The organism is Streptomyces sp. S186 (assembly GCF_051603415.1).
GTDB lineage: Bacteria > Actinomycetota > Actinomycetes > Streptomycetales > Streptomycetaceae > Streptomyces.
The window spans coordinates 542,754-556,407 of the sequence record NZ_CP193932.1 but is presented as its reverse complement, the minus strand read 5'-3'; the positions used below and the strand labels follow the sequence as shown (position 1 = coordinate 556,407).

Genomic DNA, 13,654 nt, shown 5'->3' with positions numbered 1-13,654 from the left:
CGCTGACGTCACGCCAGTTGGCCGCCCTCCGGACCCGGCGGCCGGCCGGTCACGGTCACCTCGGCCGGGCGCAGCAGCCGGTCGCCGACCCGGAAGCCCCGGCGGACGATCTCGGCGCACACCGCACGTTCGCCCGCGGCGCCGCGGCCGGCCGGGCCGGTGCGCTCGGGCGGGGTATAGGCCACCGCCTCATGAACGTTCGGGTCGAACGGCTCGCCCGCGGTGCCGAAGGAGATGAGGCCCAGGGACGCCAGCTCCGTCTCCAGGAGGTCGGCGACGCGCCGGAAGCCGCCGGTCAGCTCGCCCTGCGCGCCGGCCTCGGCGAGCGCGTCGAGTACCGGAAGCAGCCGTTCCAGCACATTGCCCACGGCGATCTGGCCGACCGCCAGCCGGTCGCGGTGCACCCGGCGCCGGTAATTATCGAACTCGGCCTTGAGCCGCTGGAGATCGGCCGTGCGCTCCCGCAGCTGCGCGGCGAGCCGTCCGGCGTCGGACTCCCCGGCGGACGTACGGGCGGCACCGGAGGACGCGCCGCGGCGCCGCGCCGGGTGCGACGACGCGCGGGCGGACTCCCGGTCCGGCCGCACCGGGTCCGGCTCCGGCCGTGGCGGCGGGGCCGGCCCCCGCTCCGGCCCGGTGCGGCCGACGAGCGCCAGCGGCGGGCGGGACAGCCGACCGGCATCGGTCGGACGGTTCATCGTCCGCCTCCTTCCCGCTTGTCGTCGTCGACGATCTCGGCGTCGACGACGTCGTCCTCGGCCTTGGCCTGCTGGCCGCCGGCGGCACCCGCGGCACCGGCGGCACCGGCCGTGCCCTGGGCGGCCTGGGCGTCGGCGTACATGGCCTGGCCGAGCTTCTGTGAGACGGCCGCGACCTTCTCCGACGCGGTGCGGATCTCGGCGGTGTTGTCGCCGTCGGCGGACTCGCCCTTGAGCTTCTCCTTCAGCTCGCCGACGGCGGTCTCGACCTCGGTCTTCACCTCGGCGGGCACCTTGTCCTCGTTGTCCTTGAGGAACTTCTCGGTCTGGTAGACCAGTTGCTCGCCCTGGTTGCGGGTCTCGGCGGCCTCCCGCTTGCGGCGGTCCTCCTCGGCGTACTGCTCGGCGTCCCGCACCATCCGGTCGATGTCGTCCTTCGGCAGCGAGGAGCCGCCGGTGACGGTCATCTTCTGCTCCTTGCCCGTGCCCAGGTCCTTGGCGGTCACGTGCATGATGCCGTTGGCGTCGATGTCGAAGGAGACCTCGATCTGCGGGACGCCGCGCGGGGCCGGCGGCAGACCGGTCAACTGGAACATCCCGAGCTTCTTGTTGTACGCCGCGATCTCCCGTTCGCCCTGGAAGACCTGGATCTGCACGGACGGCTGGTTGTCCTCGGCCGTGGTGAAGATCTCCGAGCGCCTGGTCGGGATCGTGGTGTTGCGCTCGATCAGCTTGGTCATGATGCCGCCCTTGGTCTCGATGCCGAGGGACAGCGGCGTGACGTCCAGCAGCAGGATGTCCTTGACCTCGCCCTTGAGGACACCGGCCTGGAGAGCGGCCCCGATGGCGACGACCTCGTCAGGGTTGACGCCCTTGTGCGGGTCCTTGCCGGTCAGCTGCTTGACCAGCTCGGTCACCGCGGGCATCCGCGTCGAACCGCCCACCAGGATCACGTGGTTGATGTCGGCGACCTTGATGCCGGCGTCGTCGATCGCGTTGTGGAACGGTGCCTTGCAGCGGTCGAGGAGATCCGCGGTCATCTGCTCGAACTGGGCGCGGGTGAGCTTCTCGTCCAGGTGCAGCGGCCCCTCGGGCGAGGCGCTCAGATACGGCAGGTTGACCGTGGTCTCGCTGGCCGCCGACAGCTCGATCTTGGCCTTCTCCGCGGCCTCGCGCAGCCGCTGGGTGGCCATCTTGTCCTGCGCCAGATCGATGCCGTACGCGTTCTTGAACTGCTTGGTCAGATGGTCGACGATCCGCTGGTCCCAGTCGTCGCCGCCCAGGTGCGTGTCGCCGTTGGTGGCCTTCACCTCGACGACGCCCTCGCCGATCTCCAGCAGGGAGACGTCGAAGGTGCCGCCGCCGAGGTCGAAGACCAGGATCGTCTGGTCGTTCTCCTTGTCCAGGCCGTAGGCCAGCGCGGCGGCGGTCGGCTCGTTGACGATCCGCAGCACCTTCAGGCCCGCGATCTCCCCGGCCTCCTTCGTGGCGGTGCGCTGTGAGTCGTTGAAGTACGCGGGCACGGTGACGACCGCGTCGGTGACCTCCTCGCCCAGGTAGTTCTCGGCGTCCCGCTTCAGCTTCTGGAGTACCCGCGCGGAGATCTCCTGGGCCGTGTAGCGCTTGCCGTCGATGTCGCCGCTCTCGGGGAAGTGCCACTGGGCGTCGCCCATGTGCCGCTTGACCGAGCGGCAGGTGCGCTCGACGTTGGTCACGGCCTGGCGCTTGGCGATCTCGCCGACCAGGACGTCCCCTCCCTTGGCGAAGGCGACCACCGAGGGGGTGGTCCGCGCGCCCTCGGCGTTGGCGATGACCGTCGGCTCACCGCCCTCCAGCACGCTGACCACCGAATTCGTCGTCCCGAGGTCGATACCGACTGCTCGTGCCATGTTTCCTCCTGGTCTCGCGGCGATCCGGGGGCGACGGCGCGCACCAGGGCCGCCCCGGCCGGGACGGTGCCCGGCCGCGCCTTTCGCAACGCCTCTCACCTGCTGATATGGCGCCCGAGTCGGCTACACCCTCTGCATAGAACGTGCCCCGACAGCTGTCAAGATGCACCTTTTGTCGCCAATGTTCCCCGTCCTGGCTGCGGACCACGGCCGGACCTGCGGAAACCGGGGCGCCCGCCGGCCGGGGCCACACCCTCCCGGCTTCCCTCCGCCTGATACGCCACACGCCCCGCCGGGGACCCATCCCCCCATGACCATCCACCTCGGCACCTCCGGCTGGCAGTACCGGGACTGGCGCGGCGTCCTCTACCCGCCCGACGTCCCGCAGCGGCGCTGGCTGGAGGAGTACGCCCGGCACTTCGCCACCGTCGAGAGCAACGCCGCCTTCTACCGCCTGCCCGAGGCCAGGACGTTCGCCGACTGGCGGGACCGGACGCCGGACGGCTTCGTCATGGCCGTCAAGGCCAGCCGCTACCTCACCCACATCAAACGCCTCCGCGACCCCGAGGAGCCGGTCCGCCGGCTGATGGACCGCGCCGCGCACCTCCGCCCCCGGCTCGGTCCCGTGCTGCTCCAACTGCCGCCCACCCTGCGCGCCGACGCCGGGCTCCTGGACGCCTGCCTGGGCTGCTTCCCCGCCGGCATCCGGGTCGCCGTCGAACCCCGCCACGACTCCTGGTGGACCGATGCCGTCCGCGCCGTACTGGAGCGCCGCGGCGCCGCACTGTGCTGGGCCGACCGCGGGTCCCGCCCCGTGACGCCGCTGTGGCGGACCGCCGGCTGGGGATACCTCCGCTTCCACGAGGGCCGCGCCGAGCCCTGGCCGCGCTACGGGCGGCAGGCCCTGCACGCCTGGCTGCGACGGATCGCCGACACCTGGCCCGACCGCGCCGACGTCTACGCCTACTTCAACAACGACCCCGGCGGAGCCGCCGTCCGCGACGCCGCCCACTTCGCCCACGCGGCGATCGCCGCGGGCCGCACGGTGACCCGTGCACCGGCCCGTACGGCGTCCCTGTAGGGGTAGCAGCGAGGCGGCGGGCCGCCCCAGGGGTGGCCCGCCGCCTCGTCGTCCCGCGGTCTCGCGTGGGTGTCAGCCGATCTGGAGCTCGCCCATCGCGCTCCAGCCGTCCGCGTCCTTGATCGTCGTGCTGACGATGTCGGGGGTGCGGCGCAGCAGCGGGCGCATGGCCTCCAGGCCGGCGCGGAAGTGGTCGGAGTTCACATGGGCCTCGCCCGCGTCGTCCTGGAACGCCTCGACCAGGACGTAGGTGTTCGGGTCCTCCAGGCTGCGCGACCACTCGAACCAGAGGTTGCCCGGCTCCTCGCGGGTGGCGCGGGTGAACGCGGCGACCTTCTCGGGCCACTCCTCGGCGCATTCGGGCTTCACGGGAAACTTCACAACGATAAAGATCATCCATGCACCCTAAATCATTTGCCCGATCTCTCGCATTTCGTCCCTCGGGTGCGGTCAAGTAGCTGCTGCGGGCGGCGTGTTACCAGTGGGTAATTTGGCTGATCATGATCTCGTCCGGGCTGGTCGCGCCGTTTTACGCTCCCGATCACCGCACCGGACGGACGCCACCGAGGCGCCGCGGTCAGACCCCCTGGAGCAGCGATGGCGCGATCCCGCCGTACCTCAGGCCACCTCGTCGGGCGACGACGAAGGGCCTCAGTTTCCTTGAGTGCGGGGGTGGTTGCCGCCGCGCTGGCAGTGGCCGTGCCCGGCGGTACCGCGGTGGCCGCCGCTCCGGCCGCCGCCCATGCGTCCGCCGCCCCCTCGTTCCGGCTGGTCGAGATCCCGTTGAAGGACGGCACCGTCCTCAAGGCCGATGTGTTCACCCCGGCCGCCGGGACCCCGGGCGCCGACCGGAACGGCCACCACCCGCTGGTCGTCCAGCCGGCCAGCTGGGGCCAGAACGACCTGGAGTACGCGGCCCAGGGCCGGCAGCTCGCCGCCGCCGGCTATGTCGCGGTGACGTACACGGTGCGCGGCTTCTGGGGCTCGGGCGGACAGGTCGATGTCGCGGGGCCCAAGGACGTGGGCGACATCTCCGCGGTCATCGACTGGGCCCTGGCCCACACGCCGGCCGACCGCAGTCGCGTCGGCATGGTGGGACTCTCCCTGGGCGGCGGCCTGACGCTGATGGGCGCGGCCTTCGACCCGCGGGTCAAGGCGGTGGCCTCGCTCAGCGGCTGGGCGGACCTGACCGACGCGCTCTACAGCGGGCAGACCCGGCACCTCCAGGCCGCCAGGCTGCTGGCCGCCGTCCAGACGCCGACCGGCCGCCGCAGCCCCGAGTTCGCCCGGACGCTGTCGGACCTCTACGCCGACCGCGAGATGCCCCGCGTCATCCAGTGGGCGCACACCCGGTCCCCGGCCGCCTACGTGGACCGCATCAACGCCCACGGCACCGCCGTCTTCCTCGCCAACGCCTGGGGCGACAGCATCTTCAACCCCGGCCAGATGACGTCCTTCTACCAGCGGCTGACCGTGCCCAAGCGGCTGGAACTGCGGCCCGGGGACCACGCCACCCAGGAGCTGACCAGTCTGCTCGGGCTGCCGAACGCCACCTGGACGAGCGCCCGGCAGTGGCTCGACCGCTATCTGAAGGGCGCCGGCGCCGGCTCCGGCGGGGCGCGCCAGGGGGTGGAACTGGAGGTCCGCTCGGGCGGCGAGCACGAGAACTACCAGAACTGGCGGACCGTCAGTTCCCGGGCCGAGCGGCTGCGGCTGGGCCGTCCCGACTCCGGTGGCGTCGGAACGCTTGCCGCGGCGGGTGGCGCGGCGGGCCACGCGGGCTGGTGGCGGCGGGTGGCCGGCGGCACCGACTCCGGCGCCGACGGCGGCATCGCCGAACTGTCCGGAACCCTCGACCAGGTGATCGGCCTGCCGCCCACGGTCTTCGTCCCGCTGCTCTCGCGCAGCTCCGCCGCGATCTGGCAGTCGGCGCCGTACGCGAAGGGTCTCCAACTCCGCGGTGCCGCGCGGCTGCACACGGCCGTCACCGCGTCCACGCCGAAGGGCAGCGCCTTCGCCTATCTCTACGACGTGAACGCGCTGGGCGTGGGCAAGCTGATCTCGCACGCCCCGCAGAGCTGGTCCGGGCGGCAGCCGGGGCACGCCTTCCCGCTCGACGTCACGCTCTTCCCCACCGCGTACGACCTGCCGGCCGGGCACCGGCTCGCGCTGGTGCTGGACACCGCGGACCCGCTGTACGGCGGCAGCACCCCGCGGGGGAGCAGTGTGTCGTTCGGCTCGCCGGCGGACGGCCCGGCCGAGCTGGCGCTGCCGGTGCGGTGAGCGCCGCGGCCCGGGCCGTTCGTCCGCGGCGGTCCGGGCCGTCCGGCCCCCGTGCGGTGCCCGCCGGCCCACTGGCCGCGCGCCGCGCGGGCGCGCAGGCTCGATAGCGCGGGGCGAGCGTCCCGCGGATCGCCTGCGTTGAGGAAGAGTCATGGAGCCGGAGATCGTCACCGTCGGGCTCGACGGCTCGGCGGAGGCCCTGGCGGCGGCACACTGGGCCGCCGACGAGGCGCACCGGCGGGGCGCCGTGCTGCGGCTGCTGCACGCCTGGATCATGCTGGCCGCCCAGGCACCGGACACCGCGCCCGACCGGGACCAGAACGTCTGCGCCCGGCAGGTCGTCCGCGCGGCCACGGAGGCGGTGCGGGCCCGCCATCCGCAGCTGCGGATCATCGAGGACCTGGTGGGCGACGAGCCGGAGCCGGCGCTGCTGCGGGCCTCGGCGGAGTCCCGGCTGCTCGTGCTGGGGTCGCGGGCCCTGTCGGCGTGGCAGAGCTTCGTCCTCGGTGACGTCAGTCTGAGCGTGGTCGCCCGGGCCGCGGGCCCGGTGGTGCTGGTGCGGGCCGGTGAGCCGGGGCGGGCGGCGGCCGGTGGCCCGGGGCGGGCGGAACACGCCGGGGGTGCCGAGCCGGCGGAGCCGGCCGCGCCGGGGGCCGCCGGGCCGCGGGTCGTGGTCGGCGTCGGGCTCGGTGGGCCGGCCGAGCGGCTGCTGGAGTTCGCCTTCGACGCGGCGGCCACCCGCGGGGTCCTGCTCCAGGTGGTGCACGGCCGCCCGTTCCCCGTCCAGGTCTACACGCCGTGGGGCGTGGACCTGGACGCGGCGGGTGAGGTGACCGCGGTGGCCGAGCGCGAGCTGGCCGAGGCGCTGCGCCCGTGGTGCGCGCGGTTCCCCGGGGTCCTGGTGCAGCGGACCGTGCTGTCGGACAGCCCGGCCCGGGCGGTCGTCGAGGCCGCCTCGGGGGCCGGCCTCCTGGTGGTCGGCCGCCGCCACCCCCGCCGGCTGCCGGCGCCCCGGATCGGCGCGGTCGCCCATGCCGCCATCCACCATGTGACCTGCCCCGTTGCCGTGGTGCCGGCCGACTAGATGAGTGAGTCCGAAGTCCCGTCGTCCGCCCGAAGGGCGGGCCCCGCGGCGTCTGGCACGGCACCTAGCGACGTTCCGGGGCGGGGCCGCGGCGGCACCGCGTCGTCGTGCTCCGCCGCGGGCGTACGCCGTTCGGGGGCGCGACGCGGGATCATGAAGTCGGGACTCCGGCCGAAAACCGGCCGGGGCCGGCACAACGAGCACATCCGGAGGTAGTGGCCCATCATGAGGCACCGCAGAGTGGCCGATCTGATGACCCCCAACGCCGTCACCGTCCAGCGGGGCACCCAGTTCCGGGAGATCGCGCGGCTGCTCGACGAGTACGACATCACCGCCGTTCCGGTCGTCGACGACGACGGGCGGCCGGTGGGGGTGGTGTCCGAAGCCGATCTGCTGCGCCGGCAGCTCTCCAAGGCCGGCGCGGCCAACGCCGAGGCGATCATGAGCAGTCCGGCCGTGGTGGCGCGGCCGGAGTGGAGCGTGGTCGAGGCGGCCCGGACGATGGAACAGCGCCGGGTCAAGCGGCTGCCGGTGGTCGACGAAGGCGGCCGGCTCATCGGGGTGATCAGCCGCAGCGACCTGGTCCAGCTGTTCCTGCGGCGCGACCGGGCGATCCAGGAGGAGATCCTGGAGGAGGTGCTGACCCGCACGCTCGGGGTCGCGCCGTCCGCGGTCACCGTCGCCGTCGCCGATGGCACCGTGACGCTCACCGGCACGCTGGAGCGCCGGAGCCTGGTGCCGATCGCGGTCCGGCTCTGCGAGAGCGTGGACGGGGTGATCGAGGTGATCGACCGGCTCACCTACGAGCGGGACGACGCCGGCGGCGACGCGCCGGGCGGTGCCGCCGCCTTCCGCGGGCAGCCCGCGCCCGGACCGGGCTGACGGAGGCGGCCGCCGCGGTGCCCCGGACGGCCCACCGGACCGGGCGCCCACCGGATGCCGGAGGTGTACTTGACACACAGCGCACCGTACGGACAGCGAGGTCGGCCGCCGGTCGCCGCCGGCGGCCCGTGAACGAGGGGAGCGGGCCCGTGTCGTCATCGGATGCCACTGCCCTTCCGGCCCGGCCCGACCGGATCTTCGACCGTGTCGACGAGTGGGCGGACCTCGTGGGCTTCGCCCGCGATCCCCGTCCGGGCGCCACCCTCGCGCTGGTCTCCGGGCAGCGCCGCCAGGGCAAGACGTTTCTGCTGGAGGCGGTGAGCCAGGCCACCGACGGGTTCTACTTCGACGGGCAGGCGGCGGCCGAGGCGGAGTCCCTGCGGCGGCTGGCCGAACGGCTGGCCGCCCACACCGGGGCGGAGCGGCCGCCGCACTGGCACCGCTGGGACGACGCGGTGGAGGCGCTGCTCGCGCTGGGCGACGAGCGGCCGGCGCCGGTGATCGTCGACGACTTCCCCGAGCTGGTCGGGCACAGCCCCGCCCTGCCCTCCGTGCTGCACTGCGCGTTCCTGCGCATGCACGAGCAGCGCCCGCACAACCGCACCCGGCTGATCCTCAGCGGCGCCAGCCCCGCCGTCATCCGCCGGCTCTTCGCCGGCCCGTCGTCGCTGCACGGCCTGGCCTCCCTGGAGCTGGTCGTGCGGCCGTTCGGCTTCCGGAAGGCGGCCCGCTTCTGGGGCATCCGCTCGCCCCGGCTCGCGGTGCAGGTGCACGCCGTCGTCGGCGGCACCCCCGCCTACCGCGGCGACCTGGTCTGCGACGACGTGCCGGCCGGCCCGGACGACTTCGACGCCTGGGTGTGCCGGACGGTGCTCAACCCGCGGGTGCCGCTGTTCTGGGAGGCCCGCCATCTGCTGGAGCAGGAGGGCGACTGCGCCGACCGCGCGCTGTGCCACTCGGTGCTGGTCGCGATCGCCGGCGGCCGCTCCACCCCCGGCGGGATCGCCGACCGCCTGGGGGCCTCGCTGCACGACGTCTCGCACGTCCTGGCCGTGATGCGCAACCACGGGCTGCTGCACGGCGAAGCCGACGCGTTCCGGCCGGGCCTGACCCGCTACCGCATCGCCGAACCGCTACTGGCCTTCGAGCACGCCGTCGCCTGGCCGCAGCGGGCCGCCCTGGAGCAGGAGGACGCGGCCGCCGTCTGGCGCCGGGTCCGCCCGGACTTCGACGCCTCGGTGGCCGCGCCGCACTTCGCCCAGCTCTGCCGGGACTGGGCCACCCGGTACGCCGCCTGGGACACCTTCGGCGGGGAGGCCGCGACGGCGGTCCGCGGCACCGTCCTCGACCCCGAGGAGAACGGCCGGCTCGACGCGGAAGTGGTCGTCCGCGGCACGGCCGACGGGCGCCCGGGAGTGCTGCTGTCGGTCGGGGTGGCCTGCTGGAACGAGGTCATGGACGCCCCGCACCTGGCCCGGCTGCGCCGTATCCTCGCCCTCCTCGCCGGGGCCGGCGAGGACACCGGCCAGATCGTGCCGGCCTGCTACAGCGGTGTCGGCTTCGGCCCGGAGCTGCGGGCCGCGGAGGCCAAGGGCGAGGTGCTGCTGATCGGCATCGACCGGCTCTACCACGGCGAATGACCGGCCCTGTCTGACGCCCCGTCAGCAGGATGCGGCCCGTCCGACTCGCGCCGCCGCGCCGGGCGTGGCCAGCATGGAGGGAGCGGAGGCGTTCCGCTGCCCGTACGGGGAGGTGACCCGTGATGAATCTGCCGATGCGCCACCGGTCCGGCGGCCCGTGGGAGCACGGGATGGGCCGGCCGATGGCCGAGGTCCAGGAACTCTTCGACCGGATGAGCCACCTGCTGGAGTCCGCCGCGTTCCCCGCCTTCCCCTCGTCGCTGGCCGAGACGATGCCCTTCACCCCGCCCGCCGATCTGCACGAGACCGACGACGCGTATGTGGTCGAGTGCGAACTGCCCGGAATCACCCGCCAGGACATCGACGTCGAGGTCGGCGAGCACGAGGTGAGCATCTCCGGCGAGTTCCGGGCGTCCGGGCGGGAGGGCGCGCTGCACCACGGCGGGCGTCCCACCGGGGCGTTCGAGTACCGGGCGCTGCTGCCGGTGGACGTCAAGGCCGACGAGGTGACCGCCGGGCTCTCGGACGGTGTCCTCACGGTGACGATCCCCAAGGCGCAGGCCGCCAGGCCGCGCCACATCGAGATCCAGGGCTGAACGGCCAGGACGGCACGGGGCCTTGCGGCGGTCGGCACCGGCTCCTCGTGCGGACGGCGGCCGCGCACGCACACTGGAAGCAGGCGGGGCGCGCGGCCTCCGGAGGGTGTGCGCGCAGAGTCACGGCAGTGCAGGGAAGGGTGAGCGGCGATGAAAGCGCACAAGGGAGACGTACTGCGCTTCACCGGGCGCACGGTGGGCAGCCCGGAGCACCGGGCCACGGTCGTCAAGGTGCTCGGACGCGACGGCGAACCCCCGTACCGGGTGCGCTACGAGGACGGCCACGAGACGGAGATCTTCCCCGGACCGGGCTGTGTCACCGAAGCCGCCGCCGGGGCGCGCCCGGCGCGGACCGACGCACCCCGGCACAGGGCGTAGTCCTCATGGGACGCAAAGCGGCGGCTCGCCGGCGCCGCGCGACGCCCGCCGGAACGGGACAGGGCGGCCGCGCCGGCCAGGCGGGCCGCGCCCAGAAGCCCCGGGGTCCGGCCGACGGCCCGCCGCGGGCCGACGAACTCCCCGGCGGCCGGCTGCCGCCGCACCAGGAGCCGAAGCCGAAGCGCCCGGTCCGGACGATCCGGGTGCCCCGCCTGTTCGGCTGACTCCCGCCGCCCGGCCGCGAAGTCGCCGGGCCGGAGCGCGACGCGCAGCATGGAACCGGGCCCCGGAAGCAGACCCTACGGGGCCGGAAACGCATCGGCCGAACGCCATGCGCACACCATCGAGGCGCGGAGGTGACCGCGATGAACATGCCCGTACGACACCGGCCCGGCAGCTTCCTGGAACAGGTCCTGCCGGCCTGGGGTGAGCCGATCGCCTCGGAGTTCGACGACCTCTACGAGCGGATGGGCCGCCTGCTCGAAGCCGCCGGCGGCGGCACCGCGCTCGCCGGGCGGACCCAGTGGGCGCCGCTGACGGACCTGCACGAGACCGACGACGCCTACATCGTCGAAGCCGAACTGCCCGGCGTGAAACGCGACGACGTCGACGTCGAGCTCGGCAACCGGGAACTGCGCATCACCGGCGAGTACAAGGAGTGCGGGCACGAGGGCGTACTGCGCCGCACCACCCGCCGCACCGGCCGCTTCACGTTCCGTTCGGCGCTGCCCGTCGACGTCCGGACCGACGAGGTCAAGGCGAACCTGACCGACGGCGTGCTGACCGTGACCATCCCCAAGGCGGAGCCCACCACGCCCCGGCACATCGAGATCACCGACTGACCCACGACGGCCCGCGGCGATTGACATGCAGCTGAGTGGCTGCCTATCGTTTTCATGCAGCCACACGGCTGCATGACGGCGGCGGAAAGGGCAAGGCGGGCGTGGACGAGGTCTTCAAGGCACTGGCCGACCCGGGGCGCCGGCGGCTGCTGGACAGTCTCAACGCCCGCAACGGACAGACCCTGCGGGAGCTGTGCGCGGAGCTGGACATGGCGCGGCAGTCGGTCAGCAAGCACCTGGCCGTCCTGGAGGCAGCCAACCTGATCACCACTCTCCGCCGGGGGCGGGAGAAGCTGCACTACCTCAACGCCGAGCCCATCAACGCCCTCGCCGACCGCTGGATCAGCCACTACGACCGCGACCGGGCACGGGCCCTCGCCGACCTCAAACACGCACTGGAGACACCCCCCATGGACAGCGACGCGTTCGTCTACACCACCTACATCCGGACCACACCGGAGCGGCTCTGGCAGGCCCTCACCGACCCGTCGTTCACCCGCCGCTACTGGGGTGCGGAGTTCACCACGGACTGGCGGACCGGCTCGACCATGGTCTGGACCGAGCGCGGGGCCACCGTCACCGACCCCGGACAGGTCGTCCTGGAGTCCACCCCGCACCGGCGGCTGTCGTACACCTGGCACACCTTCACCCCCGAGTGGGCCGAGAGCGTCGGCATCGCCGAGGACGTGCGGGCCAGGCTCGCGGCCGAGCCGCGCTCGAAGGTGACGTTCGAGATCGAGCCGCTCGGCGAGATGGTGAAGCTCACCGTCGTGCACGACGGCTTCGCGCCCGGCTCCACCGCCCGCGGCATGATCCAGCACGGCTGGCCCGCGCTGCTGTCCAACCTCAAGACTCTGCTGGAGACGGGCGAACTGCTTCCGGAGCCGGAGCCGGAGCCGGAGCCGGCGTCCCGGATCACGTCCGGGACGGGGCGGGCGTAGCCGCCGCGGCCCCGGCTTCCTCCGTGTCCTCTTCCGTGTCCCCCGCCGCCTCGTCCCCGCCCGGCCACAGGACCTGCGCGCCGGCCAGCAGCTCCGCGATCACCTCGTCGAGGTCCAACCGCCGCTCCACCGCGTGCAGTTGGGGCAGCGCGGCCCGGGTGCTCACCCGGGGCGGGGCGAGCAGCCGGCAGCAGTCCTCGTCCGGCAGTACGGAGACGTCCGCCGTGCCGATGGCCCGCGCCTCGTCGATGATCTCCTGCTTCTCCCAGCCGACCAGCGGCCGGACGACGGGCAGCGCGGCGGCCTCGTCCACCGCGGCGAGGTTCGCCAGCGTCTGGCTGGCCACCTGCCCCAGGCTGTCCCCGGTCACCAGCGCCTGTGCCCGGATCCGGCCGGCCAGCACCGAGGCGGCCCGGACCATCAGCCGCCGCTGGGCCACCACCTGCAGCCGGCCCGCCCCGGCCACCGCCAGCTGCCGCTGCGCCCGCCCCAGAGCGATGACGTACAGCCGGCCCGGCGGCTGGTAGCGGTTGAGCTCCCGGGCGAGCGCGTATGCCTTGTACGCCGAGGACGCGTTGGTGTACGGGGCACCCGTGAAGTGGACGAAGTCGCAGGCCAGGCCGCGGCGCATGGCACGGTAGGCGGCCACCGGCGAGTCGAAGCCGCCGGACAGCAGCACCAGGGCGCGGCCGCTCGCCCCGACCGGCAGCCCGCCCTGCCCCGGATAGCGGGCCCAGGACAGATACGTCTCCCGGTGGTCGATCTCGATCGCCAGCCGGACACCCGGGTGCGAGAGATCGACCGGCAGCCCGTCCAGTGCCTCCTGGACCCGTGCCCCGACATACGCCTCCAGCTGCGTCGACGTCTTCGGGAACGTCTTGTCCCGGCGCCGGACCCGGACCGCGAAACTCGCCGCCGGCCGCTCCGACACCACCGCGCCCAGCGTCCGCACCGCCGCCGCGGTGATCGCGTCCACGGTGCTGGGCACCCGGATCGCCGGCTCGACGGAGTTGAAACCGATGACCCGGCGGGCCCGTTCGACCAGGATCTCCTGCGGCACCTGCCCGCCCAGCACGGTGACGTTCTGCGCGGTCTTGATCCACGTCGAGCCGCCGACGCCGCGCAGCGCGAGCCGGAGGTTGTCGTGCAGCCGCTCGGTGAACAGCCGGCGGTTGCGCCCCTTGAGGAAGATCTCGCCGTGCTTGAGCAGCACGCAGGAGCGGTACGGGCCGGGCGTCCCGGTGGGGGGATTGCGTGGTGCGCCGGACACAACTCTCCTTCGTGCGTCGTGGTGCGGCCCGGGGCCCGGCCCACCGGCTCCCCACCCGGCGGACCTGCCG

14 protein-coding genes are annotated in these 13,654 nt (G+C 73.7%); 10 read left to right on the top strand and 4 right to left on the bottom strand.

Translation table 11 applies throughout. From position 1 onward, the window contains the following. Positions 1-8: 8 nt before the first annotated feature. Together grpE and dnaK are read right to left on the bottom strand one after the other, a co-directional pair. Positions 9-698 carry a nucleotide exchange factor GrpE gene (gene grpE, locus ACRAS8_RS02465; protein ID WP_438484076.1) on the bottom strand — a complete coding sequence of 230 codons (690 nt, stop codon included), beginning with the start codon at positions 696-698 and terminating at the stop codon, positions 9-11. Then, positions 695-2,587 carry a molecular chaperone DnaK gene (gene dnaK, locus ACRAS8_RS02460; protein ID WP_438484075.1) on the bottom strand — a complete coding sequence of 631 codons (1,893 nt, stop codon included), beginning with the start codon at positions 2,585-2,587 and terminating at the stop codon, positions 695-697. The genes grpE and dnaK overlap by 4 nt, the downstream gene beginning before the upstream one ends. Before the next feature lie 310 nt (positions 2,588-2,897). On the opposite strand from dnaK, the gene ACRAS8_RS02455 reads away from it, so the two are divergent. After that, positions 2,898-3,668, top strand: coding sequence for a DUF72 domain-containing protein (locus tag ACRAS8_RS02455; RefSeq protein WP_438484074.1), 771 nt, complete (start codon positions 2,898-2,900; stop codon positions 3,666-3,668). Between the two features lie 72 nt (positions 3,669-3,740). On the opposite strand, the gene ACRAS8_RS02450 is transcribed toward ACRAS8_RS02455, so the two are convergent. Then, on the bottom strand, positions 3,741-4,064 hold the full coding sequence (locus tag ACRAS8_RS02450; RefSeq protein ID WP_438484073.1) for a putative quinol monooxygenase: 324 nt from the start codon (positions 4,062-4,064) through the stop codon (positions 3,741-3,743). 201 nt (positions 4,065-4,265) lie between these two features. On the opposite strand from ACRAS8_RS02450, the gene ACRAS8_RS02445 reads away from it, so the two are divergent. The 9 genes from ACRAS8_RS02445 to ACRAS8_RS02405 all read left to right on the top strand — a co-directional run bounded on the left by ACRAS8_RS02445 (position 4,266) and on the right by ACRAS8_RS02405 (position 12,314). Beyond that, positions 4,266-5,951, top strand: a complete 1,686-nt coding sequence (locus ACRAS8_RS02445; protein ID WP_438484072.1) for a CocE/NonD family hydrolase — start codon at positions 4,266-4,268, stop codon at positions 5,949-5,951. A 151-nt stretch (positions 5,952-6,102) separates the two neighbouring features. Continuing rightward, complete coding sequence (locus tag ACRAS8_RS02440; protein WP_438484071.1) at positions 6,103-7,035, top strand: universal stress protein; 933 nt, start codon at positions 6,103-6,105, stop codon at positions 7,033-7,035. Between the two features lie 225 nt (positions 7,036-7,260). Next, positions 7,261-7,917 carry a CBS domain-containing protein gene (locus tag ACRAS8_RS02435; protein WP_438484070.1) on the top strand — a complete coding sequence of 219 codons (657 nt, stop codon included), beginning with the start codon at positions 7,261-7,263 and terminating at the stop codon, positions 7,915-7,917. A gap of 149 nt (positions 7,918-8,066) precedes the next feature. Beyond that, on the top strand, positions 8,067-9,557 hold the full coding sequence (locus ACRAS8_RS02430) for an AAA family ATPase (protein ID WP_438484069.1): 1,491 nt from the start codon (positions 8,067-8,069) through the stop codon (positions 9,555-9,557). 122 nt (positions 9,558-9,679) lie between these two features. Continuing rightward, the gene (locus ACRAS8_RS02425) at positions 9,680-10,153 is read left to right on the top strand and encodes an Hsp20/alpha crystallin family protein (protein ID WP_438484068.1); all 474 of its coding nucleotides are present in this window, start codon (positions 9,680-9,682) and stop codon (positions 10,151-10,153) included. Positions 10,154-10,303: 150 nt separating this feature from the next. Next, positions 10,304-10,531, top strand: coding sequence for a DUF1918 domain-containing protein (locus tag ACRAS8_RS02420; protein ID WP_438484067.1), 228 nt, complete (start codon positions 10,304-10,306; stop codon positions 10,529-10,531). A 5-nt stretch (positions 10,532-10,536) separates the two neighbouring features. Further along, positions 10,537-10,755 (top strand): hypothetical protein, encoded by a 219-nt coding sequence (locus ACRAS8_RS02415; protein ID WP_438484066.1) that lies wholly within the window; start codon positions 10,537-10,539, stop codon positions 10,753-10,755. A 141-nt stretch (positions 10,756-10,896) separates the two neighbouring features. Next, positions 10,897-11,373, top strand: coding sequence for an Hsp20/alpha crystallin family protein (locus ACRAS8_RS02410; RefSeq protein ID WP_438484065.1), 477 nt, complete (start codon positions 10,897-10,899; stop codon positions 11,371-11,373). Positions 11,374-11,474: 101 nt separating this feature from the next. Further along, entirely contained in the window at positions 11,475-12,314 is an 840-nt protein-coding gene (locus tag ACRAS8_RS02405; RefSeq protein ID WP_438484064.1) for an ArsR/SmtB family transcription factor, read from the top strand. On the opposite strand, the gene thiI is transcribed toward ACRAS8_RS02405, so the two are convergent. After that, positions 12,289-13,584: a tRNA uracil 4-sulfurtransferase ThiI gene (thiI, locus tag ACRAS8_RS02400; protein WP_438484063.1), complete on the bottom strand. Its 1,296-nt coding sequence runs from the start codon at positions 13,582-13,584 to the stop codon at positions 12,289-12,291. The genes ACRAS8_RS02405 and thiI overlap by 26 nt on opposite strands. Between the last annotated feature and the right edge of the window lie 70 nt (positions 13,585-13,654).